This window comes from Pseudomonas sp. Je.1.5.c, from assembly GCF_051129895.1.
Lineage (GTDB): Bacteria > Pseudomonadota > Gammaproteobacteria > Pseudomonadales > Pseudomonadaceae > Aquipseudomonas > Aquipseudomonas urmiensis.
The window spans coordinates 120,680-144,419 of sequence record NZ_JBCPSP010000003.1 but is presented as its reverse complement, the minus strand read 5'-3'; the positions used below and the strand labels follow the sequence as shown (position 1 = coordinate 144,419).

Here is a 23,740-nt window from a genome sequence, read left to right as displayed (position 1 = left end):
CAGCAATAAAAAACGCGAGCCTTGGCTCGCGTTTTTTTATGCCTTAATTGTGCTGCCTGCACTGGCCTCATCGCGGGACAAGCCCGCTCCCACGTTGGTTGCAGCGCTCGTGGGAGCGGGCTTGCCCCGCGATGAGGCCAGTACAGGCAGCGGATCAGCAGTCGAGCGCTACTTCCAGCACCCGAATCCGATCGGTCTGCGGATAATGCCAGCGCACCTGCACATCCCAGAACTTGACCCCATACACCCGCTCAACCGGCGGCACTTGATAGGCCGGGCGCGGATCTTGCGCCAGGCACTGCTCGATCAGTTCCACCAGCGGCTCGCCGAGGCGCTGGGCATGCTCGCCTGCCTGAAGCAGGGCACTGTCGGCCCAGTCCACGGCAATCGCCACAGGGGCGCTGTCGGCCATCAGGTTGCTGGCGCCGCTGACGCTGTCGGCGTAGGGCACGTACGGTTTGATATCCAGCACCGGGGTGCCGTCGAGCAAGTCGATCCCCGACAGCAGCAAACGCCCCGGTTCAACACCCTCAAGGCGGACCACCGACTGACCGATGCCATTGGGGCGATGGGTGGCGCGAGTGGCGAACACGCCCATGCTCTTGTTGCCGCCCAGGCGCGGCGGACGCACCTTCAGCCGCGGTTTGTCTTCCAGGGCCTGATGGAACAGGAACAACAGCCAGACGTGGCTGACCTGTTCCAGGCCCGCCACCGCATCGCCCTGGTCGAACGGCGGCAGCAGCTCCAGCACGCCACGCGCAGCCGGGGCCAGCTGTGGCTGGCGCGGGATGGCGAACTTCTCCTTGAAGCAGGAGCGCACGATGCCGACGGGCGAGACCGTATGCTGCATGACCACTCAGCCGCGCACGCGCAAAGTCAGGCCCTTGAGGAAGTTGCGCAGCAACTGATCGCCGCAGGGGCGATAGTTCTCATGGCCGACCTTGCGAAACAGCGCGCTGAGCTCAGGCTTGGTCACCGGGAAATTAACCGACTTGAGAATGGCGTGCAGGTCTTCTTCCTTGAGCTCGAACGCCACCCGCAGCTTCTTGAGGATGGTGTTGTTGGTCACCGGCAGCTCCAGTGGCTGCGGCGGGCGGCTGTCATCGCGGCCACGGCGATGAATCACCAGGCCATCGAGAAAGTGCGCCATGACCTCATCTGGGCAGCGCACGAAGCCGGGTTCTTCTTCCTTCTTCATGTAGCTGGCGACTGCCTCGGTGGACACTGCCAAGCCAGACAACTCGATGACCTTGGCGATCTTCGGGTCATTGAGCTTGAGCATGTAGCGCACGCTGCGCAGGACGTCGTTGTGGTTCATTGCGGCAAATCCTGTTCAATGCCGCGCACAGGCTGCGCGGCGGTATCGCTTAGAAACGTTCGGTAACGGCGACGTAGCGCCATTGGCCCAGGGGCAACTTGCCCATCGACACACCGCCCAGGCGGATCCGACGCATGCTGACGATCTCCAGCCGCAGGCTGGCACACAGTTCGCTGATCTGGCCGGGCTGGGGGTTCTTCAAGGCCAGCCGCAGGTGGGTTTCGTTCTGCCAGCTGGCCTTGGCCTTGGGCAGTTCGCGGTCATTGCGGGTGATGCCCCGGGCCAAGCGCTCCAGCGCTTGCGGGGTGGCCTCGCCACGTACCTCGATGATGTATTCCTGCTCCAGCTTGCGCAGGTCTCGTTCGATCTTGCCGGATACCCGCCAGTCCTGGGTGAACAGCTGCAGGCCAGTCGCCCCGCGCTCCAGCGGCGCGACGCAGGCCAGCCGAGCAAAGTGGCCGTGCAGCGGCCGCACGTCCTGGCTGTGGGCTTGGCTGAGGTTGTCCATGCCAATGCTGGCGCGGGCGCTTTCAGCGTCCATACCGGCAGGCTGGTTGATCAGCAGGGTGACCGGCTCCAGCGCCTCGGCGCGGGCGCCAGGGAGCAGGGCGACCTGCTGGCCGTCGATCTTGAACTGGGGTTGTTCGACCACCACGCCATCGACTGTCACCCAGCCGCCCTCGATGTACTGCTCGGCCTCGCGGCGGGAGCAGCCGAGTTGCTCGATGAGGCGTTTGGACAGGCGCACGGGTTCAGACATGGAGACGATTCGCTAAAGGCAGGGAAAGACCGGCCATTGTACCTGCCAAGACGTGCTTGGGGCTGGGAATCTGTGCCATTTGCCCTGTTTCCTAACGGGGTTGCTCGCGTTTGCGCGGATGCAATTGCAGATGCAGCAGAGGGTAGGGCTGGCCCAAACCATCGGTAGCCGAGCGTCCGACAATTTCGAAGCCTTCATGCAGGTAGAAGCCCAGCGCTTGCGGGTTCTGCTCATTGACGTCCAGCCGTTCGGCGTTCAGCTCATCGATGGCGTAGTGCAGCAGACGCTTGCCGACCCCTTTGCCACGCTGCTCGGGGGCGACGAAGAGCATATCGACGCGGCCGTTGGCCACCCCGGCAAAACCAAGGATGCGCCGGGCGTTGTCTTTACAGCAGATCAGCATTACCGCATCCAGGTACTGACGCAGGACATGCTCACGGAGTAGCAGGATGTAGGCATCGGGCAGGAAGTCATGGGTGGCGCGAACCGAGGCTTCCCAGACTCGAACCAGCTCGGGGTAGTCACTTACATGCGGGGTTTGCAGCGTCAATGCCGAGCGCATCCCTGTGATCCTCCGAGTGCGTTGTCTCGATCGCAGCCTCTGCGGGAGGCGGCAGGCCTGGCGGCCCTCTCATGAACCATAGATGCAAAAAAAAGCCCCGCCAGTTGGCGTACGCTGCTCACTCAAGACATGTGTCGTCTGCTTTGGGGCCGCTTCGCAGCCCCAAAACCTTAAGTGAACAGCATTACGCCAGTTGGCGGGGCTCGCGGTGGGAAAATGCCTCAGACAGGCTCAGCCCACATATCGTATTCGTCGGCATCGACTACGCGGCAACGGACCTTGTCGCCGGGCTTGAAGCCATGGTCGCCATCGATGAACACGCTGCCATCGATCTCAGGGGCATCGAAGAAGCTGCGGCCAACCGAGCCTTGTTCCTCGACCTCATCGATCAGCACTTCGATCTCTTTGCCAATGCGCATCTGCAAGCGCGCGGCGCTGATCGCCTGTTGATGGGCCATGAAGCGCTCCCAGCGGTCTTGCTTGATGTCGTCCGGCACTTCGTCCAGGCCCAGGTCGTTGGCCGGGGCGCCTTCGACTGGGGAGTACTGGAAGCAACCAACGCGGTCGAGCTGGGCTTCGGTCAGCCAGTCGAGCAGGTATTGGAAGTCTTCTTCGGTTTCGCCAGGGAAGCCGACGATGAAGGTCGAACGGATCACCAGCTCAGGACACTGCTCGCGCCAGTTTTTGATTCGCGCCAGGGTGCGGTCTTCGAACGCTGGGCGCTTCATCGACTTGAGCACTTTCGGGCTGGCGTGCTGGAACGGGATGTCCAGGTACGGCAGGATCTTGCCGGCCGCCATCAGCGGGATCACGTCGTCGACGTTGGGGTAGGGGTAGACGTAGTGCAGGCGCACCCAGGCGCCCAGGCTGCTCAAGGCCTCGCACAGCTCGAGCATGCGCGTCTTGACCGGGCGGCCGTTCCAGAAGTCGGTCTTGTACTTGACGTCGACGCCGTAGGCGCTGGTGTCCTGGGAGATCACCAGGATCTCCTTGACGCCGGCCTTGACCAGGCGCTCGGCCTCGCTCAGCACTTCACCTACCGGACGGCTGACCAGCTTGCCGCGCATCGATGGAATGATGCAGAAGCTGCAGCTGTGGTTGCAGCCTTCGGAAATCTTCAGGTAGGCGTAGTGACGTGGGGTCAGCTTGACGCCTTGAGGTGGCACCAGGTCGATCAGCGGGTTGTGGTCCTGGCGCGGGGGCACCACTTCGTGCACGGCGTTGACTACCTGCTCGTACTGCTGCGGGCCGGTCACCGACAGCACGCTTGGGTGCACGTCACGGATACTGCCTTCCTCGACACCCATGCAGCCGGTGACGATGACCTTGCCGTTTTCCTTGATCGCTTCGCCGATCACTTCCAGCGACTCGGCCTTGGCGCTGTCGATGAAGCCGCAGGTGTTGACCACCACTACGTCGGCGTCCTCGTAGGTCGGCACGACTTCATAGCCTTCCATGCGCAGCTGGGTCAGGATGCGCTCGGAATCGACCAATGCCTTCGGGCATCCGAGAGAGACAAACCCTACCTTCGGCGTGGTAGGAGCGGGGGTGGTGGACATAGCTAACCTCGGCATTGAAAGCGGTTGCCCTGGCAATGGCGAGGGCAATCCCGACGGGCGCTTTCGGCGCCTCTGATCAAAAAGTGCGCAATTCTAGCGAGCGCAAGGTCGCTTGACCAGCAGAAAAGCGACGAACGCTGCGCTAAGCTTTGCGCCATTGCCTGCCGGTATCTGCGACGTATCTGCGATGCCCTGGCAGGCGTGCCAATTCTATCGGTCCGACGAGGCCGTCTGCGGGAGTGGTCGATGGTTCAGGCAAGCAGTCACGCCGAAGGCGGGCAGGGTGCGGCACGGCCGCTGAGCCTGCTGGTGGCAGCTGTTGGGGTGGTCTACGGCGATATCGGTACCAGCCCGCTGTACACCCTCAAGGAAGTCTTCTCCGGCGGTTACGGGGTGCCGGTCAACCATGATGGGGTGCTGGGCATCTTGTCGTTGATCCTCTGGTCGTTGATCTGGGTGGTGTCGGTCAAGTACGTGACCTTCATCCTACGTGCCGACAACCAGGGCGAAGGTGGCATCATGGCCCTGACCGCCTTGGCCCGGCGGGCTTCGGCGCGGTACCCGAAGTTGCGCATGCTGATGGTCGGCTGTGGCCTGATCGGCGCCTCATTGTTCTATGGCGACAGCATGATCACCCCGGCGGTGTCGGTGTTGTCGGCGGTAGAGGGGATGGGGCTGGCCTTCGATGGCATTGACCATTGGGTGGTGCCGATTGCCGTGGTGGTGCTGGTGGCGCTGTTTCTGGTGCAAAAGCACGGCACGGCGAAGATCGGCATTCTGTTCGGCCCGGTGATGGTGACCTGGTTCCTGGTCCTGGCGGCGTTGGGCCTGCATGGGGTTTCCCACAGCCCGGAAGTGCTCAGAGCCTTCAATCCGGCCTGGGCGGTGCGCTTCTTTATCGTGCATCCCGGCATGGGCGTGGCGATCCTTGGCGCGGTGGTGTTGGCGCTGACCGGTGCCGAGGCGCTGTATGCCGATATGGGCCATTTTGGCCGCAAGCCGATTGCTCGGGCTTGGTTCATCCTGGTGCTGCCGGCACTGGTGCTGAACTACTTCGGTCAGGGCGCGCTGTTGCTGCACGATCCTGAGGCAGCACGTAACCCGTTCTATCTATTGGCGCCGTCCTGGGCACTGCTGCCTTTGATCGGGCTGGCCACCCTGTCCACGGTAATCGCATCTCAAGCGGTCATTTCCGGGGCCTTCTCGCTCACCCGCCAGGCGATTCAGCTGGGCTACATCCCGCGCATGCAGATCCAGCACACCTCCAGCGATGAGCAGGGGCAGATCTATATCGGCGCAGTCAACTGGGCACTGATGGTGGCGGTCGTGCTGCTGGTGATCGGTTTCGAGTCGTCCGGCGCGCTGGCGGCAGCCTATGGCGTGGCAGTCACCGGCACCATGCTGATGACCACGCTGCTGGTTTCGACGGTGATGCTGTTGTTGTGGAAGTGGCCACCGCTGCTGGCGGTGCCGATCCTGTTGGGGTTCTTGTTGGTCGACGCGCTGTTTTTCACCGCCAACCTGCCCAAGGTCGTGCAGGGTGGCGCTTTCCCGGTGCTCGCCGGCAGCGTGCTGTTCTTGCTGATGACCACTTGGAAGCGCGGCAAGCAAATTTTGGTGGAGCGCATCGATGAGGCGGCGCTGCCGTTGCCGGTATTTATCAGCAGCATTCGTGTGCAGCCGCCGCATCGGGTCGAAGGCACGGCGGTGTTTCTGACCGCGCGGCCGGATGCAGTGCCGCACGCGCTGTTGCACAACATGCTGCACAACCAGGTACTGCATAGCCAGGTGGTGCTGCTGACGGTGGTCAGTGAGGACCGCCCGCGGGTCCCGGAACAGGAGCGCTTCGAAGTGGAGGCCTACGGCGATGGCTTCTTCCGAGTGTTGCTGCACTTTGGTTTCATGGATGAGCCGGATGTGCCCCAGGCACTGAAGCTGTGCCATCTGGAAGAGCTGGACTTCAGCCCCATGCGCACAACCTACTTCCTAAGCCGAGAGACGGTGATCGCCTCGCGGTTGGAAGGGATGGCGCGCTGGCGTGGCACGTTGTTCGCTTTCTTGTTGAAGAATGCCAACGGTAATCTGCGCTTCTTCAATTTGCCGTTGAACCGGGTGATCGAGCTTGGGACCCAGGTCGAGATTTGAACGCTGCGTGGGTTGTGTCAGTCCTGCCTTCTTCGCGGGCAAGACCGCGCCCACAAGATTCCCTATTGGAGCGGGCTTGCCCGCGAAGAGGCCTGAACTGACACAGCAGCACAGTTTTTATCCGCTTTCGATCAGTTCTGCTCTGCGACGCTCGATTTGCCCTGGCGCGTCTCGATCTCGCCGATCAAGCGCTTGGCCAGCGCCGGGTAGTTCTCATCGAAATGATGCCCGCCCGGTAGTTTCAGGCGCTCGCCGACCGCAGTGTGATCGGTACAGCCACTCTCGTCGCTTTCTTCCACACCATAGATGCACACCACCTTGGCCGCCGGCATGCGGGCCATTTCCGGCCCGGTCGGCGCTTCCTGGCCTTCCTTGCCCAACCAGCCCTCGACTTCGATCTCAAAACTGCCACTGCGGGCGAAGGCCAGCAGGATCACCGCGTCGACCCGTTGCTGGTCTTCTACTGGCAAGCGGTTGTAGATCGCTGGCAGCACATCGGCGCCGAACGAGTAGCCGGTGAGCACGAAGCGCTTGGTACCCCATTTCTGCCGATAGTGCTGCATCAACTCGGACAGGTCGGCAGCGCTTTGCTCGGGCGTCTTGTGCTGCCAGTAGTAGCGCAGGGTATCGATACCCACCACTGGGTAGCCGAGCTTGGCCATCTCGCCGGCGACATCGCGATCGAGGTCACGCCAGCCGCCGTCACCGGAAAGGAACAGGGTCACGGTATCGGTGGTTTGGCCCGCCGGCACTTCTACCACTGGGATGCTCAAGGCATTGCCGTCATGGCCGACCAGGGCTTGGGTCAGCTGGCTCTTGAGCACTTGTGGCAGGTGGATGTCGTAGTCGCTGATGCTGGTCTCGGCATTGGCCTGGTCACGCACGAAGGCGGCGCTGGCGTCGTCCGGGTTGTCGTTCCAGGCCACGTTCCAATGGCCGTGGGCAGCAGCCTTGGGCAGTGCCGGGCAGCCGGGTTGTTCGAGGTTGAAGTCAACCGAGATGGCGCGCGCCTTGTCGTCGCGTTGGCTGGCCAGCCAACGCCAGGCCTGGGCACCGCCAGGGCCGATGCCTGCCACCAGGGTGGGCGCAGCGGACAAATGGCTGATGGCCTGGTCCAGGGCCTGTTGCTGCTTGGCGCAGTCATTGGGTGGCAGGATCACTTGCACCAGTTGCGCCTCACCGGCCTGGCTCAGGTCGAGCAACTGTTTATCGCTCAGTGCCTGATCCTCAGGTACGCCGATGGCCACGCGGGCCTTGGCGTGCACACCTGGGGTGGCACGAACCAGGCTGCTGCCATCGGTCAGCGCCAGGTGCTCAATGTGCGCCTCCGGCGCTGGGCGGGTCCACAGCCAGAACCCTACTGCCGCAGCCGCCAGGGCCACCAGCAAGGCAATCAATACGTACTGCCAATAGCGTCGGATCATCAACGTTTCACCAATCCAGTCAGGCCGCCCGCGATCAGGGCGGCAGTGTCGGCCAGCGCCACCAGCGGGTCGAGCCCGGCTGGCACAGCCATGTAACGAGGTTCCCAGTCCGGCTGGAACTTGTCCTTGAAGCGCCGCAGGCCCTGGAAGTTGTAAAGCTGCTCGCCGCGCTGGAACACCATCGAACCCAGGCGTTGGGTCAAGGGGGCGCCACGCCGTGGCTGCAGACCGGAAAGCGGCACCATGCCGAGGCTGAAGCGCCCGTAGTCATGGCTTTTGTAATGCAGGATCAGGCCGATCATCATGAATTCCATGGTCAGCTTCGGCGCCTCCGGGTGCGCCCGCATCAGATCGAGGCTGGCCAGCTCGTTGCTCTGCGTTTCCAGCAAGTTGGCAAACGCTACCGGGCGACCTTGGAAGCGAATCAGGGCGATCCGAAAGTGCTGCAGGTAGTCGGGGCTGAAGCGGCCCAGAGAGAAGCCTTTCTCGCGTACGTTCTTGCCTTGCAGCCAGGCGTCGGAGATCTGCTTGAGTGCTTCAAGTGGCGCTTGGCCGGGTTCGTGTAGCTCAAGGGTCAAGCCATCACGGCCGCCGCGGTTCCAGGTGTAGCGCAGATCTTTCATCTCCTTGCCCTTGGCCTCCAGGTCGAAGCGGCGCAGGTCGACCCGCGCTTCTTCGCCGAGCTTGAGCGCGGTAAGGCCGATGTCCATGTAGAACGGCAGGTTCTCTGCGCGCACCTGGTAGAACACCGGGCGGGCGTGGTGCAGGTCGCACAGGTCGCGGAACTGCCAGATCATCTCGGCGCGCTCCTGGGCCGGGCCGATCGGGTCGTACAGGGCCACCAAGCTGCGCCCACGACGGGCATACATGATGAAAGCGTTGTCGTTGGGGTGGAACAACAGCGCCTTGTCGCCGGTCAGGGCCAGGCCACCGTCGGGCTGATCGGAGCTCAGCAGGATCTGCTTGGCGCGCTGTAGCTCGTGTTCATTGGGTAGGTGGATCACCGGCCTGGCAGTGCGCAGCAGCCAGGTCAGGACCACGAACACCAGCAGCACCGCACTGCCCATGGCTGCCCGCAGGCCGCGTGGGGCGTCGGCATCCAGGGTGAATTGCCACCATAACTGATGGCTGTAGGGAACATCTTGATAGGCAAACAGCAGCAGCCATACCGAAGCGCCCACGACGCAGGCGCTGGCAACCAGGTAGACCGGCGAGAACGGCAGCTCCAGCAAGCGGCTGGGCCGATAGAACGAGCGCCGGAACAACGCCAGCAGCGCTGCGGTAAAGGTCAGCACGCAGGCTTCTTCCCAGTCAAAGCCCTTGAGCAGCGACAGCAGCGCGCCGACCAGCAGCAGGATCGTAGTCAGCAGCCAGGCAGCAGACAGGCGCCGGCGCAGCCCTTGCGCCAGCAGCAGGCACAGTACGCCAATCAGGCTGGCGCCAAAGTGCGAGGCATCGATCAGCCGGTGCGGCACCAGGAACCCCATGTGTTCCAGGCGTGTGTCGATCTCTGGAGTGGCCCCTGAGAACAGCAGCACCACGCCAGACAGGAACACCAGGATGGCCAATACCGGCGCGGCCAGCCCTGAGGCGGCCTTGATCGCCTGCTGGGCCACCAGCAAGCGTCGCGCCTCGTTGGCCAGTAGCAGCACGCAGGCCAGCAGCAGCGGTAGCACTACATAGATCAAGCGATACAGCAGCAGGGCAGCAGCCAGTGGCGCAGCTCCCAGTTGATCGGCGAAGGCCGCCAGCAGGATGGCCTCGAACACACCGACACCACCCGGCACATGGCTGAGTACCCCAGCGGCCAAGGCCAGCAGGTAGACCAGCACAAAAGCGGCGAAGGGCGGTGCCTCGGGCAACAGCAGGTACAACACCGTGGCCGCGGCGGCGACATCTAGCGCAGTGATCAACAATTGCAGTGCCGCAAGGCGACCACTAGGCAGGCGCAAGGTGCGTCGGCCGAGCTGCACCAGCAGGCTGTCGCGCAAGGGTTGCTCGGCCAGGCGGCGGCGATACAGGCCAACCACCAGCAAGGCGGTCAGGGCCAGCACGGCGATTGCAATGCCGGCCAGCCAACCTGCCGGCATGCGCAGGGCAGTGGAGGCTGCGGGTAGATTACTCAACGTCGCCAATGCGGCCAGCGGTGGCAGGGCACAGCCCAATGATAGGCTGGCGAACACCGTCATCCGCGCAACTTCAGCAGCTCCCAGGCCTTGGCGGGCATACAGACGATAGCGCACCGACCCCCCGGAAAGCATCGACAGACCAATCGCATTGCCGATGGCGAAAGCGCTGAAGCCACCCAGCACCAGGGTACGGGCAGGCAATTGCACGCCGGCATAGCGGCTGGCCGACCATTCGTAGCCGAGCAGAATGACGAAGCCCAGCACAGTCGCCAGCAGGGCGCCGAACAGCGATTGGCTAGGCACGCTGAGCATGGCGTCATGCAGCGCGTAGATGTCCAGCTCGCTGAGCAGATGGCGACAAGCGACCAAGGCCATGCCGAACAACAGCAGGGTCAATGCCAGGCCAATCGGCTGGCGGTAGCGGCTCAGCCGTTCAACCCAGGGCAGGCGTTGGGCAGCAACCGGCAGCGCCGCAGCCAGAGGCGTTTGAGGTTCGCAGTTGTGGGCGGTCATGCAGTACCCCGGGCGGACAGCGCGAGGTAGGGGGAAGGTGCGGCCAAGTGGGAGTCCCTTTGGAAAACGTATCCAGATGTTACTCCTGACGGAGTCGCTTTCAGCCGTTTGGCACGGTTAAAGATAGTTCATCCAGGCGGGGTGCCTGCCAGAGGGGAGGGGCGGAGGAGGGGCTTGACCGTCAGGGATACAAACCCTGAAAACAACAAACCCCGCACTGCTGAAAGCAGGCGGGGTTTGTTCTGACGAATATGGTTGCGGGAGCCGGATTTGAACCGACGACCTTCGGGTTATGAGCCCGACGAGCTACCAGGCTGCTCCATCCCGCGTCAGTGGGGCGCATTCTACGGATATCCACCGCGGCGTCAAGGTTAATCTTTGATTTGCGGTAAATTTCTGTCAGGCCATTTCGTAGTCAATAAAAAAGGCCACTGTATCAACAGTGGCCTTTTCTTGAATCTGGTTGCGGGAGCTGGATTTGAACCAACGACCTTCGGGTTATGAGCCCGACGAGCTACCAAGCTGCTCCATCCCGCGTCAGTGGGGTGCACTATACGGACATCTGCCGCAGAGTCAAACGTTAACCTTTGATTTCTCTAGATTTATTTCAGGTTGAGTTTTTTGCAGACAATGAAAAAGGCCACTGTCTAGACAGTGGCCTTTTTCTGAATCTGGTTGCGGGAGCCGGATTTGAACCGACGACCTTCGGGTTATGAGCCCGACGAGCTACCAGGCTGCTCCATCCCGCGCCTGTTGAGATGAATTCTACGGTTTTGCGCCGCATAGTCAAGCTATTTCTGGGGAAATTTCTTTTCCGTTCAATCTGTTAGCGCCTGGATTGGCCCTGCGGGGCAGTAACGGCGGGGCTTGCAGGCCGATTATCGAGAGTGACACGGTGTGGCTGTTTCACTGTAGGGCGCTTACGGTAATATCTGTATGAATTTACAGTGCTAACGGTCATCCATGTCCCTGCGCAAGATCATCCACATCGACTGCGACTGCTTTTACGCAGCCATCGAGATGCGTGACGACCCCACTCTGGCCGGTCGGCCGATGGCGGTGGGTGGCTCGGCAGATCGTCGCGGGGTGATCGCCACTTGCAACTACGAGGCGCGGGCCTATGGCGTGCGCTCTGCCATGTCGTCACGTCATGCGCTCAAGCTGTGCCCAGACCTGCTAATCGTCAAGCCGCGCTTTGAGGCCTACCGCGAGGCCTCACGCGAAATTCATGCGATTTTCCGCGATTACACCGAGCTGATCGAACCGCTGTCGCTGGATGAGGCCTATCTGGATGTCAGTGATAGCCAATGGTTTGCCGGCAGTGCCACGCGGATCGCCGAAGATATTCGTCGACGGGTGGCCAAGACCTTGCACATCACCGTCTCGGCGGGCGTTGCGCCGAACAAGTTTCTGGCCAAGATTGCCAGTGACTGGCGCAAACCCAATGGCCTGTTTGTCATCACCCCGGGTGAAGTCGAGGCTTTTGTGGCGGCCTTGCCGGTTGCGCGGTTGCATGGAGTGGGCAAGGTCACCGCCGATAAGCTGACGCGGTTGGGCATCGATACCTGCATGGACATGCGCGACTGGTCAAAGCTGGCCCTGGTGCGCGAGTTCGGCAGTTTTGGCGAGCGGTTGTGGGGGCTGGCGCGGGGCATAGATGAGCGCGTGGTGCACAACGACAGCCGCCGGCAGTCGGTCAGCGTCGAGAACACCTACGATACCGATCTTCCGGACTTGAACACTTGCCTGGAGAAGCTACCGGCGCTGCTGGACAGTCTCAATGAGCGGATTGCGCGCATGGACAGTAGCTACAAGGCGGACAAACCCTTCGTGAAGGTCAAGTTTCACGATTTCAGCCAGACCACCCTGGAGCAGGCCGGGGCGGGGCGCGATCTGGAAAGTTATCGGCAGTTGCTCAGCCAGGCATTCGCTCGCGGTGGCAAGCCGGTGAGGTTGTTGGGGGTGGGGGTGCGGTTAAGGGATTTGCGTGGGGCGCATGAGCAGTTGGAGCTCTTCCCTGGCTGCTGAAATCAGCAGTACTGGGGCCGCAAAGCGGCCCCAGGATTTTGGATCTTTACTGGACCCCAGGATCCGCCACAAGCCGGCCGGTCTGCTTGGTCAGCGCCTGTAAAAACTCCTGCTGCAGCTCCGGATCGTTGCGCGTCAGCTCGATCAGGCTCTGCTCCAGTTCACTGGCTTCCTCTTCCAGGCCCAGCTCAGACAGACGCTTGACCCGGTGCACCCATTGGCCGACTTCATCGTCCTCAAGGTCATCGAAGATCAGGTGGTGGGCCTCCAGCAGCTTGCTGCGCAGATTGCCGCTGACCAGCAGGCTGGCGTCGCCGCGAATCCCGTTGTCCTCATCGACCACTTGCAAGTGCAAGGTGCCGACGCGGCTGAGATTCTGCTCGGAGAATGGCGTATCCAACAGGTTCAGGCGCAGTACGCCGTTGCGGTCGGTCGTCAGCTCATGGCTGGCTTTGCCAGCCTTGACCTCGACCAGGCGTTCGCTCCAGGGCAGGCTGGTGGACTCTTCGCGCTTGGCTTTCTCCACCTCGCTGATACCCGCCAGGTTCTGCTGCGCGCGGCCATTGGACTGCACGTTCATGAACGGGTTGAGCCCGGCCACGCCGTAGCTCAGCCAGTCATGGGTGACGCTGTCCGGCAGATTGCCCAGGGCGAACACATTGACCACGTTGGCGCCTACACCTGCAACTACCGCCACCGCACCCAGCGGGATCTCGTAGATCTCCCGCCAAGGCTGGTAGGGGGTATAGCGGTCGTAACGGCGGGTCACTTCGAACTCGGTGACTTCGAAGCGCTGCTGCTCGTGGACGCGTACTCGTCGCTGGGGCAGCTCCATCACCTTGGGCTCGCCGACGTCGATCTGCAGACTGTGTTCGAGCAGCTTGCGCTCGACGCGTTCCTCATGCTCGCTGCGCTGGGACATCTGGTTGGCGCAGCCGCTGACGAACAGGGCGCCGCACAGTGCGGCGCCCCCCAGGGTAATGGTACTTCGCTTGTACATGATCACTCGCGCATTGGGCTATCAGCGACGGATGCGGGCTTGCAGGAAGGTCAGCACGTCATTGAGCGGCAGAGGCTGGGCTTCCTGCTCAGTGCGGTGCTTGTACTCCAGGTTGCCCTCGGCCAGGCCGCGGTCGCTGACCACGATCCGGTGTGGAATGCCGATCAATTCCATGTCGGCGAACTTGATGCCCGGGCTGGTCTTCTTGTCACGGTCGTCCAGCAGTACTTCGAAACCTGCAGCGGTCAGTTCGGCGTACAGCTTGTCGGTTGCCTCGCGAACCTGCTCGGTCTCGTAGCGCAGCGGTACCAGGGCAATCTGGAAGGGCGCCAAGGTGTCGCTCCAAATGATGCCTTTATCATCGAAGTTCTGCTCGATGGCAGCAGCGACCACGCGCGACACGCCAATGCCGTAGCAGCCCATCGAGAGCACGACTGGCTTGCCGTTTTCACCCAGTACCTGGCACTTGAGCGCCTCGCTGTACTTGGTGCCGAGCTGGAAGATGTGGCCCACTTCGATGCCGCGCTTGATCACCAGGGTGCCCTGGCCATCTGGGCTTGGGTCGCCGGCAACCACGTTGCGCAGGTCGGCCACTTGTGGAACGGGCAGGTCACGTTCCCAGTTGACGCCGAAGTAGTGCTTGTCGTCGATGTTGGCGCCGATGCCAAAGTCGCTCATCAGGGCGACCGAACGGTCGATGATGCATTCCAGCGGCAGGTTCAGCGGGCCCAGCGAGCCTGCGCCGGCGCCAATGGCGTCACGCAGTTCGGCATCGGTAGCCATGACCAGCGGATCTGCGACCTGCTCAAGCTTGGCGGCCTTGATTTCGTTGAGCTCGTGGTCGCCACGTACCACCAGGGCGATCAGCTTGCCTTCTTCGGCGCCGCGCACGATCAGGGTCTTGACGGTCTTCTCGATTGCCAGGTTGTAGTTCTCGACCAACTGGGCGATGGTCTTGGCGTCCGGGGTGTCGACCAGGCGCAGCTCCTCGGTAGGGGCAGGACGCACGGTTTCACGCGGGATGGCCTCGGCCTTCTCGATGTTGGCGGCGTAGTCGGAGGTGTCGCTGAAGATCACGTCGTCTTCGCCGGAGGAGGCCAGCACGTGGAATTCGTGCGAGTAGCTGCCACCGATGGAGCCGGTGTCGGCCTGCACCGGACGGAAATCCAGGCCCAGGCGGGTGAAGATGTTGCAGTACGCCTGGTGCATGCGGTCGTAGGTTTCCTGCAGGGAAGCCTGGTCGGCATGGAACGAGTAGGCGTCCTTCATGATGAATTCGCGGCCGCGCATCAGGCCAAAGCGTGGACGGATTTCGTCACGGAACTTGGTCTGGATCTGGTACATGTTCAGCGGCAGCTGTTTATAGCTGGAGAGCTCGTTGCGGGCCAGGTCAGTGATGACCTCTTCGTGGGTCGGGCCGACGCAGAACTCACGGCCGTGACGGTCCTTGAGGCGCAGCAGCTCAGGGCCGTATTGCTCCCAGCGGCCGGATTCCTGCCACAGTTCGGCAGGCTGGATGCTCGGCATCAGCACTTCCAGGGCGCCAGCAGCGTTCATTTCTTCGCGCACCACGGCTTCGACCTTGCGCATTACCCGCAGGCCCATCGGCAGCCAGGTGTACAGGCCGGAGGCCAGCTTGCGGATCATGCCGGCACGCAGCATGAGCTGGTGGCTGATGACCACTGCATCTGCAGGGGTTTCTTTCTGGGTGGCGAGCAAATATTGACTGGTGCGCATGGGGAGCCGTGTCGATTGCCTAAGACGTTGAAATGACCCCGCATTCTACGGGGGCGAAACGAAAGCGTACAGGATGCCCCAGAGCGGGGCGCTTGTCAGCCAAGAAAAAGCCCGGCGTGATCGCCGGGCTTTTTCAAGTGCGGGGCACTGCAAGCCAGGCTTACAGGATGCTCAGCGGGTACTCGACGATCAGACGCAGTTCGTCGATCGAGCTCGAACCGTAGTAGACGCCATCGCTGGAGCGGTAGGTGGCTTGACGGACACGGAAGCTCAGGTCCTTGGCAGGGCCTTCCTGCAGGACGTATTTCACGTCGATGTCGCGTTCCCATTCCTTGCCGTTGTTGGTGGTCTCGGTGGTTGCACCGGTACCACGGGCGTAGCGGGTCATGAAGGTCAGGCCAGGGATGCCGAACTCGGCGAAGTTCAGGTCGTAGCGAGCCTGCCAGGATTTCTCGTCTTCGGCGTTGAAGTCGGAGCGCGCGATGGAGTTGGCCAGGAACACGGTGCCGCCGCCGTCGATGCCGTAGGCATAGTCACCGTCGCCGCTGACTTTCTGGTAGGCCAGGGTGAAGGTGTGGGCGCCGATGTTGTAGGCCGCCGACAGGCTTGCTGCGATGTTGTCCAGATCACGGCTGCCATCGGCCTTGGCAACTGCGGCGCCGGTACGGTTGTCGCCGATCGATTTGGTGTCATAGATGTTGAAGTCGAACACCAGGCCCTGATTGTCGCTGATCGGCAGCGCCCAGTTGATGTTGCCGTACCACTTGCGGAAGTGATCTTCCACGCGCGAGTAGTACAGGCTGGTGCTCAGGCTGTCAGTCACGGCATAGGTGCCACCGAAGACGTTGGCTTCGGTCAGGCCTGGGTTCTTGATGCCAGTAGTGCGGTTCTTGCCGCCGATGCTGTCCTTATAGGATTGGGCTTGGGCGTTCAGGCGAGTGAAGTGACCCGCGTTCAGCTCGAGGCCTTTGATTTCCTTGCTGGTCAGCAAGAAGCCTTCGGCAACTTCTGGCAGCAGGCGGCTATCGTCGGTAGCGAAGACTGGCAGTGCGGTGAACTGGCCACCGTACTTGAGAGTGGTGTCGGAAATACGCAGTTTTACTGCACCGTGCGCTTCGGAGTAGTCATCTTGCGAACGACCATCGGAGCCAGTCGGGAACAGGCCGGTGCCCGAGGTGCCCTTGCCGCCATCCAATTTCAGGCCCAGCAGGCCGATAGCATCAAAGCCTACGCCGACAGTGCCTTGGGTGAAGCCGGACTCGAACGTACCGATGAAGCCTTGGCCCCATTCGGCGCTACGGCTCTTGTCGTCGTCGTTGTTACGGAAGTCACGGCTGAAGTACAGGTTACGCAGTTTTACACCCAGTTGGCTGTCTTCGACAAAGCCTTTGGATTCATCTTGCGAAGAGGCGATGGCCATCTGCGAGGTCCCTGCCGCAACGGCCAGGGCGATCATGCTCCACTTCATCACGCGCATCGTGATTTGCTCCTTTGGTTTTTAGGAAGAGTACCGCTGCGCCCAAGAGTTTTAGTTATATGGGGCAGCTCTTTCTTGTTATGTCGGCGAAAATGTATATCACGCTGACTGATCTTGGCGATATGTAAAAAGCAACTTTTCAGAAACTTTATAACGGGTCGCTTTTGGTTAATTCCTTGTCGCAAATCACGTCCCGAATCAGGGACGTCCACCCCAGCGTTGCTTCAATCGCCGTTACGAATGTGTAAAGAACACACTCAAGCTTTGAAACTCCCTGGTTTTCCAATGCCGCTGTTGTTATTTGTCGCGTCCACCCGCCCAATGCAGGTGTCGTGCCGACATGGCGGAAATGGAATGCAACAAGCGTGCTCAATTTCACACGGCCTTGATGAAATTTTCACATTCACCCGTGGTGGCGGGGGAGAACTGCCGGAAACACGGGGGCGTGACTGTCTGATGGTGTGCCAGTAATACTGGCGAAGTGAAACTGTAAGGCTGCTAACTAACTCAATGTGTTACCGCAAACTGTTCACGCTGAGTAGTTTTAGTGTGAATGAGTCCTGTTTGCTGAATTTTTTGGCTTCATTTTGGTGCGAAAAGTAGCGCTGTGTTACCGGCTTGGGGCTCGCAATCGTGTGGCGTGAACCAAAACCGTGCTCAAGCGCCCCTGTGGGCGGCATTTCATGCCAGCGCAAGCGAAGCAGGGTATCCTTCGCCCATCAATGCCCGTGATCTACGGGCTGCGCTATTAAAGAAGGAGCGTTGCCGTGTTCGTCCTGGATTCGCGTCTGCAGCAGGATTCCCTGGTCCTGGGAAATTTTCCGCTGTGCCAGCTGTTGCTCAGCAAGGATGCCAACTACCCGTGGTTCATTCTGGTCCCACGCCAAGCCGGGATCAGCGAGCTGTTCGACCTGAGTGAAGCCGACCAGCAGTTGCTCTGGCAGGAAACCAACTACCTGGCCGGTGCGCTCAAGTCGGCGTTCAAGGCTGACAAGATGAACGTTGCCACCCTGGGTAATGTGGTCAGCCAACTGCACATGCATGTGATCGTGCGCCGCCACGACGATGCCGCATGGCCGGTGCCAGTGTGGGGCAAGGTACCTGCGCTCGAGTACCGTCAGGAGCAGTTGGATGACATCCGTCAGCGCCTGCGTTCGGTGTTGGACGCCAGCTACAAGGAGGCTTGAAGGTATGTCGCTGGAATCGCAGATCATCGACCTGGAAACCCGCATGGCGTTTCAGGACGACACCATCCAGGCGCTCAATGATGTGGTGGTCGAGCAGGGGCGGGTGATCGATCGCCTGCAGTTGCAGATGGCCGAGCTGATCAAGCGCTACGAGGAAATGGTCGGGCAGTACGGCAGCGAGGGGGAGGAGGCGCCCCCACCTCATTATTGAGGCTGCGGGACTTGCGGGAGCATGGCTCCCGCAAGGTAGACCCGATCAGCGGCGAGAAACCGCGATCACATCTTCGGCCTGCAGGCCTTTGTCGCGGTGCATGACCGAGAACTCCACGCGCTGGCCTTCGACCAGGACCCGGTGGCCCTCGCCACGAATGGCGCGAAAGTGCACGAAGATATCGTCACCGGAGTCGCGGGAAATAAAACCAAACCCCTTGGACGTGTTGAACCACTTGACGGTGCCGGTATCGCGCTTGCCTGCATCTTGCGTGCTGCTGGCGCTGGCGCGAGCTTTCTTGGGGCTGCGGGCAAAGCCTGCGCCCAGGTGCAGGGCGATGGCCAGGGCGGCGCAGAGCAGGGCGGGTAGATCACCCAGCTCCGGGCGTGCTAGCAGGGTCACGGTTTGCAGGATCACCGCGACCACCAGCAGGGCGCTGGCCAGGTGTTGCAGCTGTTGGCGCGCGCCTCTGTAGTACAACGGCACCACCGGTGCCAGAAGCAGGTTAAGCAGGCCGAGCAAGGCCAGGTAGATGGCCTGCGGTTGCTGCAGGAAAGGTATTGCTTCGGTTTTCAGGCTGGGTATGAGCGACAGCAGCAAAGCTGCAACGCCCGTCACCAGATGGACGATCTTGAACATTTGGTTAGGCTCACATTGATAAGGCCGATCACAGGAAGAGCTGTCAGCGCGGTGCGCAGGAGATAGAAAGCGCGGTCACGCGGCTGGCCAGCCTATGCACCCGGCATTTACAGTCCGCACGGGTGGCACGCTGCCTATTTAACAGCAAAGGCGCAGGCTTCTCAAACCGAGGGGCGGGCGAGCTGATGAGTTGCCGTAGGTCACATGCACGCTGGGGCAAGTCTTGTTACAGTGTGGATCGCCCGCTTGACTCATCAAGCCTTATGGAAAGGGGAACTTCATGGCAATCGATATCGGTATCAGTGAAGAAGATCGCAAGTCCATCGTAGATGGGCTATCCCGCCTGTTGTCGGATACCTATGTGCTGTATCTGAAAACCCATAACTTTCATTGGAACGTGACCGGCCCATCGTTTCGTACCCTGCACCTGATGTTCGAAGAGCAGTACAACGAACTGGCCCTGGCCGTGGACTCCATCGCCGAGCGAATTCGTGCACTGGGCTTCCCAGCGCCTGGCTCCTACGCATTCTACGCACGTCACTCCTCGATCAAGGAGGAGGAAGGCGTACCCCCTGCCGATGAAATGATCCGCCAGCTGGTCGAAGGGCAAGAGGCGGTCACGCGTACCGCGCGCAGTATCTTCCCAGTGGTCGACAAGGTCAGTGACGAGCCGACCGCGGACCTTCTGACCCAGCGCATGCAGGTGCACGAAAAAACCGCTTGGATGCTGCGAGTGCTGCTCGAGGGTAAGTGACTCCCTATTGATTCGCTGAACCCAGCCCGGCTGCGCCTCGCGTTGCCGGGCTTTTTGTTTCCTCAAGGAAGGCTTTGCCGCTGCTTTTCAACTCCGTTGCAGCGCTTCATTGGACGCCATGTCCACGTGTTCTGGCGCATGGGCAGTTCTTTTGGCGATGGAGTGAAAACAATGGAAATGGAAATCAGTGGGCCACGTGGCAAGCGCAATGCTAGCCAGGGTGGGTGTCTAGGCAAGCAGTGCATAGACCCTTTTGGCGCAGACTTCGACATGGCCCAGGTGCGGCCGGTATCGCGCTCGGTGCGGCTCAACGGCTTTGCTACCTGCTTGCGCCTGGAGCAGGTCTACTGGCGAATTCTGCAACGAATCGCCGAAGCCAATGGTTGCTCGGTCAGTGCGATATTGTCCTACGTGGATCGCCAGGTGCACTTGCGTCAGGGTGGGGTGAGGAACTTCAGTGGTCTGATCCGGGTGATTTGTGTAGCCTGGCTGCTTGATCCACCAACCACGCATTGATCGCCGGGCGGGCTGCACAGCACTCTCTAACCATATATAATCGCGGTTTTTGCTGCCCTGGCAGCCAGCGTTGTGGTTGACGAGAGACACCCATGCCACTTTATGACTATCAATGTGCAGCCTGTGAACACCAGTTCGAAGCGCTGCAGAAGATCAGCGCCGCGCCGCTGACCGATTGCCCGGCCTGTCAGGCGCCGGCATTGAAAAAGCTGCTGTCGGTACCCGGTTTTCGCCTGAGCGGCACGGGCTGGTATGAAACCGACTTCAAGACCGGGGCGAAAAAGAATCTGGCCGGCGGCGACAAGGCCGACTGAGTTGAATTGCAACGTCCGGGTCTTGCACTATTAGGGTTTGCACGAAAAATCACCGATCTGGTTTTTTTCGTACAAACCCTAAGCCCCTTTGGGCGGCCAAGGCCTCCTTGAATACACGAATCACGAGAAGCGAACCACCATCATGATGCGCAGCCATTATTGCGGCCAACTGAACGAGAGCCTGGACGGCCAGGAAGTCACCCTTTGCGGCTGGGTCCATCGTCGCCGCGACCACGGCGGGGTGATTTTCCTCGACATCCGTGATCGCGAAGGCATGGCCCAGGTCGTGTTCGATCCGGATCGCGCCGAGACCTTCGCCGCCGCTGACCGCGTGCGCAGCGAGTATGTGGTGCAGATCACCGGCAAGGTGCGCAAGCGTCCTGAAGGTGCGGTCAACGCCAACATGGCGTCCGGCGGTATCGAAGTGCTGGGCTATGAGCTGACCGTGCTCAACGAAGCCGAGACTCCGCCGTTCCCGCTGAACGAATACTCCGACGTGGGCGAAGAAACCCGCCTGCGCTACCGCTTCATCGACCTGCGTCGCCCAGAAATGGCCGACAAGCTGCGTCTGCGTTCGCGCATCACCAGCAGCATCCGTCGCTTCCTCGACGAGAACGGCTTCCTCGACGTCGAGACGCCGATCCTGACCCGTGCCACCCCAGAAGGCGCGCGCGACTACCTGGTGCCAAGCCGTACCCACGCCGGTAGCTTCTTCGCCCTGCCGCAATCGCCACAGCTGTTCAAGCAGCTGCTGATGGTGGCCGGCTTCGATCGCTACTACCAGATCGCCAAGTGCTTCCGCGACGAAGACCTGCGTGCCGACCGCCAGCCGGAATTCACCCAGATCGACATCGAGACCAGCTTCCTCGACGAGTCCGAGATCATGGGGCTGACCGAGAGCATGATCCGCAAGCTGTTCAAGGAAGTGCTGGACCTGGAATTCGGTGAGTTCCCGCACATGACCTTCGAAGAGGCCATGCGTCGTTATGGTTCCGACAAGCCGGACCTGCGTAACCCGCTGGAACTGGTTGACGTTGCCGACCAGCTCAAGGATGTCGACTTCAAGGTCTTCGCCGGCCCCGCCAACGATCCCAAGTGCCGGGTTACCGCCCTGCGCCTGCCAGGCGGCGCCAGCATGCCGCGCAGCAAGATCGACGAATACACCAAGTTCGTCGGCATCTATGGTGCCAAGGGCCTGGCGTACATCAAGGTCAACGAGCGCGCCAAAGGCGTTGAAGGCCTGCAGTCGCCGATCGTCAAGAACATCCCTGAGGCCAACCTCAACGTGATCCTCGATCGCGTTGGCGCGGTTGACGGCGACATCGTGTTCTTCGGTGCCGACAAGTTCAAGATCGTCAGCGAGGCCCTGGGCGCCCTGCGCATCAAGGTCGGCAACGACTTCAACCTGCACACCTGCGAGTGGGCGCCGATGTGGGTTGTCGACTTCCCGATGTTCGAAGAGAACGAAGACGGCAGCTTCACCGCACTGCACCACCCGTTCACTGCGCCGAAATGCTCGCCGCAAGAGCTGGAGGCCAACCCGGCCACCGCGCTGTCGCGTGCCTACGACATGGTGCTCAACGGCACTGAGCTGGGCGGCGGTTCGATCCGTATCCACCGCAAAGAGATGCAGCAGGCAGTATTCCGCCTGCTGGGTATCGAAGCGGCGGAGCAGGAAGAGAAGTTCGGCTTCCTGCTCGACGCCCTGAAGTTCGGCGCACCGCCACACGGCGGCCTGGCCTTCGGTCTGGATCGCCTGGTCATGCTGATGACTGGCGCCCAGTCGATCCGTGAAGTGATCGCGTTCCCGAAAACCCAGAGCGCCGCGTGCGTCATGACCCAGGCCCCAGGTCTGGTCGATGCCAAGGCCCTGCGCGAGCTGCACATCCGTCTGCGCGAGCAGACCAAGGTCGAGTAAGCGCGACCGGGGTGCATCTGCAAGGGTGCACCCCCGCGCTACGGCGCAGATTTCTTCGCGTTCCGCCCTTCGGGGCGGAACCTGTTTCTGTTTCAAGGATTTGGAGTCGTTATGGCTGGTCATTCCAAGTGGGCGAACATCAAGCACCGCAAAGAGCGCCAGGATGCCAAGAGAGGCAAGGTTTTCACCAAGTGGATCCGCGAGCTGACCGTCGCCGCCAAGCAGGGCGGTCCAGATCCTGCGTCCAACCCGCGTCTGCGCCTGGCTCTGGACAAGGCGCTTGGCGCCAACATGAGTCGCGACATCATCGATCGGGCGGTTGCGCGCGGGGCGGGCACCAACGAAAGCGATAACGTCGAAGAGCTCAGCTACGAAGGTTACGGCCCGGGTGGCGTGGCAATCATGGTCGAAGCCATGACCGACAACCGCAACCGCACCGCCGCAGCCGTGCGCCATGCCTTCACCAAGTGCGGCGGCAATCTCGGCACTGACGGCTCTGTCGCCTATCTGTTCGAGCGCAAGGGGCAGATCAGCTTCGACGCCAGCGTGGATGAGGATGCGTTGATGGAAGCGGCCATGGAAGCCGATGCCGATGACGTAGTCAGCAACGACGACGGTTCGTTCGACGTGTTTACCTCCTTCAACAGCTTCTATGCGGTGCGTAACGCCCTGGAAGAAGCCGGCTTCAAGGCCGCCGACGCCGAGATCGTCATGCAGCCGACCACCAGTGCCGAGTTGGACCTCGATGGTGCGCAGAAGGTACTCAAGCTGATCGACATGCTTGAAGACCTGGATGACGTGCAGAACGTCTACTCCAATGCGCAGATCTCTGACGAGATCATGGAGCAGCTGGGTTAAGGTAGTGCGCAGGTAACGCTTCAGGCGCCTGTGCCGCCCTCATCGCGGGGCACAGGCCGCGCTTCACTCTTCAAGTGGCGCTTTCGCGCCCAATTCATGCAGGCGTTATGACTCTGATTTTAGGTATCGACCCCGGCTCGCGAATCACCGGTTTCGGCGTGGTACGCCAGACCGCGCGTGGTTGCGAGTACGTGGCATCGGGCTGTATCCGCACCGGTGCCGGCGAGTTGCCTGAGCGTCTGCAGATCGTATTTCGCGGTGTCAGCGAGATCATCCAGCAGCATGGCCCGGTAACAATGGGCATCGAACGGGTGTTCATGGCGCGCAATCCCGACTCGGCGCTCAAGCTTGGCCAGGCCCGGGGCGCGGCAATCGTCGCGGCGGTCGAGGCGGGCCTGGAGATCGCCGAGTACAGCGCAACCCAGGTCAAGCAGGCAGTGGCCGGGACCGGCGGGGCGAATAAAGAGCAGGTCATGCTGATGGTCATGCACCTGCTCAAGCTGACGCAAAAACCGCAGATCGACGCCTCCGATGCCCTGGCCATCGCCTTGTGCCATGCCCACACCCGCTCCAGCCTGATCCCCCACGGCTTGACTACCGCGCGGCGACGCGGCGGGCGCTTGCGTCTGTAGCCGCTTCATGCGCTGATACACATTTTGTCCGGGTGAGACGTTCACCCGGCGCATTTGCT

At 61.4% G+C, this 23,740-nt stretch carries 21 protein-coding genes and 3 tRNA genes; 10 read left to right on the top strand and 14 right to left on the bottom strand.

The features are described 5' to 3' along the window. Positions 1–154 precede the first annotated feature (154 nt). From tsaA to rimO, 5 genes are all read right to left on the bottom strand, one after another. The gene (gene tsaA, locus AAZU54_RS04195; protein WP_186555376.1) at positions 155–850 is read right to left on the bottom strand and encodes a tRNA (N6-threonylcarbamoyladenosine(37)-N6)-methyltransferase TrmO; all 696 of its coding nucleotides are present in this window, start codon (positions 848–850) and stop codon (positions 155–157) included. A 6-nt stretch (positions 851–856) separates the two neighbouring features. Next, positions 857–1,318 carry a DUF1456 family protein gene (locus AAZU54_RS04190; protein WP_186555375.1) on the bottom strand — a complete coding sequence of 154 codons (462 nt, stop codon included), beginning with the start codon at positions 1,316–1,318 and terminating at the stop codon, positions 857–859. A gap of 49 nt (positions 1,319–1,367) precedes the next feature. Further along, positions 1,368–2,078, bottom strand: coding sequence for an rRNA pseudouridine synthase (locus tag AAZU54_RS04185; protein WP_186555374.1), 711 nt, complete (start codon positions 2,076–2,078; stop codon positions 1,368–1,370). A 91-nt stretch (positions 2,079–2,169) separates the two neighbouring features. Next, the gene (locus tag AAZU54_RS04180) at positions 2,170–2,640 is read right to left on the bottom strand and encodes a GNAT family N-acetyltransferase (protein ID WP_312152809.1); all 471 of its coding nucleotides are present in this window, start codon (positions 2,638–2,640) and stop codon (positions 2,170–2,172) included. 221 nt (positions 2,641–2,861) lie between these two features. Further along, positions 2,862–4,199: a 30S ribosomal protein S12 methylthiotransferase RimO gene (rimO, locus tag AAZU54_RS04175; protein WP_186555372.1), complete on the bottom strand. Its 1,338-nt coding sequence runs from the start codon at positions 4,197–4,199 to the stop codon at positions 2,862–2,864. Between the two features lie 246 nt (positions 4,200–4,445). Between rimO and AAZU54_RS04170 the strand changes: the two genes are divergently transcribed. After that, entirely contained in the window at positions 4,446–6,344 is a 1,899-nt protein-coding gene (locus tag AAZU54_RS04170; RefSeq protein ID WP_405130238.1) for a potassium transporter Kup, read from the top strand. Between the two features lie 131 nt (positions 6,345–6,475). Here AAZU54_RS04170 and AAZU54_RS04165 read toward each other — a convergent pair whose 3' ends face one another. From AAZU54_RS04165 to AAZU54_RS04145, 5 genes are all read right to left on the bottom strand, one after another. After that, positions 6,476–7,768 carry a virulence factor family protein gene (locus AAZU54_RS04165; RefSeq protein WP_186555370.1) on the bottom strand — a complete coding sequence of 431 codons (1,293 nt, stop codon included), beginning with the start codon at positions 7,766–7,768 and terminating at the stop codon, positions 6,476–6,478. Beyond that, complete coding sequence (gene mprF, locus AAZU54_RS04160) at positions 7,768–10,410, bottom strand: bifunctional lysylphosphatidylglycerol flippase/synthetase MprF (RefSeq protein WP_405130236.1); 2,643 nt, start codon at positions 10,408–10,410, stop codon at positions 7,768–7,770. Before mprF ends, AAZU54_RS04165 begins: the two co-directional genes overlap by 1 nt. Before the next feature lie 252 nt (positions 10,411–10,662). Further along, a tRNA-Met gene (locus tag AAZU54_RS04155) sits at positions 10,663–10,739 on the bottom strand. A 131-nt stretch (positions 10,740–10,870) separates the two neighbouring features. Continuing rightward, a tRNA-Met gene (locus AAZU54_RS04150) sits at positions 10,871–10,947 on the bottom strand. 135 nt (positions 10,948–11,082) lie between these two features. Continuing rightward, positions 11,083–11,159, bottom strand: a tRNA-Met gene (locus AAZU54_RS04145). A gap of 220 nt (positions 11,160–11,379) precedes the next feature. On the opposite strand from AAZU54_RS04145, the gene dinB reads away from it, so the two are divergent. Next, positions 11,380–12,438: a DNA polymerase IV gene (dinB, locus tag AAZU54_RS04140; RefSeq protein WP_428624638.1), complete on the top strand. Its 1,059-nt coding sequence runs from the start codon at positions 11,380–11,382 to the stop codon at positions 12,436–12,438. 46 nt (positions 12,439–12,484) lie between these two features. Here the strand turns inward: dinB and AAZU54_RS04135 are convergent, their stop codons facing one another. The 3 genes from AAZU54_RS04135 to AAZU54_RS04125 form a co-directional block, all read right to left on the bottom strand. Further along, positions 12,485–13,438, bottom strand: coding sequence for a hypothetical protein (locus AAZU54_RS04135; RefSeq protein ID WP_186555368.1), 954 nt, complete (start codon positions 13,436–13,438; stop codon positions 12,485–12,487). Between the two features lie 21 nt (positions 13,439–13,459). Continuing rightward, positions 13,460–15,175: a proline--tRNA ligase gene (locus AAZU54_RS04130; protein ID WP_186555367.1), complete on the bottom strand. Its 1,716-nt coding sequence runs from the start codon at positions 15,173–15,175 to the stop codon at positions 13,460–13,462. 160 nt (positions 15,176–15,335) lie between these two features. Next, positions 15,336–16,652, bottom strand: coding sequence for an OprD family porin (locus AAZU54_RS04125; RefSeq protein WP_186555366.1), 1,317 nt, complete (start codon positions 16,650–16,652; stop codon positions 15,336–15,338). Positions 16,653–17,419: 767 nt separating this feature from the next. On the opposite strand from AAZU54_RS04125, the gene AAZU54_RS04120 reads away from it, so the two are divergent. Both AAZU54_RS04120 and AAZU54_RS04115 read left to right on the top strand, forming a co-directional pair. Next, positions 17,420–17,839, top strand: a complete 420-nt coding sequence (locus tag AAZU54_RS04120) for an HIT family protein (protein WP_434726636.1) — start codon at positions 17,420–17,422, stop codon at positions 17,837–17,839. Positions 17,840–17,843: 4 nt separating this feature from the next. After that, positions 17,844–18,050, top strand: coding sequence for a SlyX family protein (locus AAZU54_RS04115; RefSeq protein ID WP_186555364.1), 207 nt, complete (start codon positions 17,844–17,846; stop codon positions 18,048–18,050). A 45-nt stretch (positions 18,051–18,095) separates the two neighbouring features. Here the strand turns inward: AAZU54_RS04115 and AAZU54_RS04110 are convergent, their stop codons facing one another. Continuing rightward, positions 18,096–18,689, bottom strand: a complete 594-nt coding sequence (locus AAZU54_RS04110) for a cold-shock protein (RefSeq protein ID WP_392467704.1) — start codon at positions 18,687–18,689, stop codon at positions 18,096–18,098. A 280-nt stretch (positions 18,690–18,969) separates the two neighbouring features. Between AAZU54_RS04110 and AAZU54_RS04105 the strand changes: the two genes are divergently transcribed. From AAZU54_RS04105 to ruvC, 6 genes are all read left to right on the top strand, one after another. Continuing rightward, complete coding sequence (locus AAZU54_RS04105; protein ID WP_186555362.1) at positions 18,970–19,443, top strand: Dps family protein; 474 nt, start codon at positions 18,970–18,972, stop codon at positions 19,441–19,443. Between the two features lie 171 nt (positions 19,444–19,614). Further along, positions 19,615–19,959, top strand: coding sequence for a ribbon-helix-helix domain-containing protein (locus AAZU54_RS04100; RefSeq protein ID WP_434726635.1), 345 nt, complete (start codon positions 19,615–19,617; stop codon positions 19,957–19,959). A 92-nt stretch (positions 19,960–20,051) separates the two neighbouring features. Continuing rightward, positions 20,052–20,273: an FmdB family zinc ribbon protein gene (locus tag AAZU54_RS04095; RefSeq protein ID WP_186555361.1), complete on the top strand. Its 222-nt coding sequence runs from the start codon at positions 20,052–20,054 to the stop codon at positions 20,271–20,273. 142 nt (positions 20,274–20,415) lie between these two features. Beyond that, the gene (aspS, locus tag AAZU54_RS04090) at positions 20,416–22,191 is read left to right on the top strand and encodes an aspartate--tRNA ligase (protein WP_186555360.1); all 1,776 of its coding nucleotides are present in this window, start codon (positions 20,416–20,418) and stop codon (positions 22,189–22,191) included. Positions 22,192–22,302: 111 nt separating this feature from the next. Then, entirely contained in the window at positions 22,303–23,049 is a 747-nt protein-coding gene (locus AAZU54_RS04085; protein WP_186555359.1) for a YebC/PmpR family DNA-binding transcriptional regulator, read from the top strand. A 107-nt stretch (positions 23,050–23,156) separates the two neighbouring features. Beyond that, positions 23,157–23,681: a crossover junction endodeoxyribonuclease RuvC gene (gene ruvC / locus AAZU54_RS04080; RefSeq protein ID WP_186555358.1), complete on the top strand. Its 525-nt coding sequence runs from the start codon at positions 23,157–23,159 to the stop codon at positions 23,679–23,681. Positions 23,682–23,740 lie beyond the last annotated feature (59 nt).

Coding starts and splice junctions, on each gene's coding strand:
- tsaA (WP_186555376.1), bottom strand. CDS start 850: ATGCAGCATACGGTCTCGCCCGTCGGCATCGTGCGCTCCTGCTTCAAG.
- AAZU54_RS04190 (WP_186555375.1), bottom strand. CDS start 1,318: ATGAACCACAACGACGTCCTGCGCAGCGTGCGCTACATGCTCAAGCTC.
- AAZU54_RS04185 (WP_186555374.1), bottom strand. CDS start 2,078: ATGTCTGAACCCGTGCGCCTGTCCAAACGCCTCATCGAGCAACTCGGC.
- AAZU54_RS04180 (WP_312152809.1), bottom strand. CDS start 2,640: ATGCGCTCGGCATTGACGCTGCAAACCCCGCATGTAAGTGACTACCCC.
- rimO (WP_186555372.1), bottom strand. CDS start 4,199: ATGTCCACCACCCCCGCTCCTACCACGCCGAAGGTAGGGTTTGTCTCT.
- AAZU54_RS04170 (WP_405130238.1), top strand. CDS start 4,446: ATGGTTCAGGCAAGCAGTCACGCCGAAGGCGGGCAGGGTGCGGCACGG.
- AAZU54_RS04165 (WP_186555370.1), bottom strand. CDS start 7,768: ATGATCCGACGCTATTGGCAGTACGTATTGATTGCCTTGCTGGTGGCC.
- mprF (WP_405130236.1), bottom strand. CDS start 10,410: ATGACCGCCCACAACTGCGAACCTCAAACGCCTCTGGCTGCGGCGCTG.
- AAZU54_RS04135 (WP_186555368.1), bottom strand. CDS start 13,438: ATGTACAAGCGAAGTACCATTACCCTGGGGGGCGCCGCACTGTGCGGC.
- AAZU54_RS04130 (WP_186555367.1), bottom strand. CDS start 15,175: ATGCGCACCAGTCAATATTTGCTCGCCACCCAGAAAGAAACCCCTGCA.
- AAZU54_RS04125 (WP_186555366.1), bottom strand. CDS start 16,652: ATGCGCGTGATGAAGTGGAGCATGATCGCCCTGGCCGTTGCGGCAGGG.
- AAZU54_RS04115 (WP_186555364.1), top strand. CDS start 17,844: ATGTCGCTGGAATCGCAGATCATCGACCTGGAAACCCGCATGGCGTTT.
- AAZU54_RS04110 (WP_392467704.1), bottom strand. CDS start 18,689: ATGTTCAAGATCGTCCATCTGGTGACGGGCGTTGCAGCTTTGCTGCTG.
- AAZU54_RS04105 (WP_186555362.1), top strand. CDS start 18,970: ATGGCAATCGATATCGGTATCAGTGAAGAAGATCGCAAGTCCATCGTA.
- AAZU54_RS04100 (WP_434726635.1), top strand. CDS start 19,615: ATGGAAATGGAAATCAGTGGGCCACGTGGCAAGCGCAATGCTAGCCAG.
- AAZU54_RS04095 (WP_186555361.1), top strand. CDS start 20,052: ATGCCACTTTATGACTATCAATGTGCAGCCTGTGAACACCAGTTCGAA.
- aspS (WP_186555360.1), top strand. CDS start 20,416: ATGATGCGCAGCCATTATTGCGGCCAACTGAACGAGAGCCTGGACGGC.
- AAZU54_RS04085 (WP_186555359.1), top strand. CDS start 22,303: ATGGCTGGTCATTCCAAGTGGGCGAACATCAAGCACCGCAAAGAGCGC.
- ruvC (WP_186555358.1), top strand. CDS start 23,157: ATGACTCTGATTTTAGGTATCGACCCCGGCTCGCGAATCACCGGTTTC.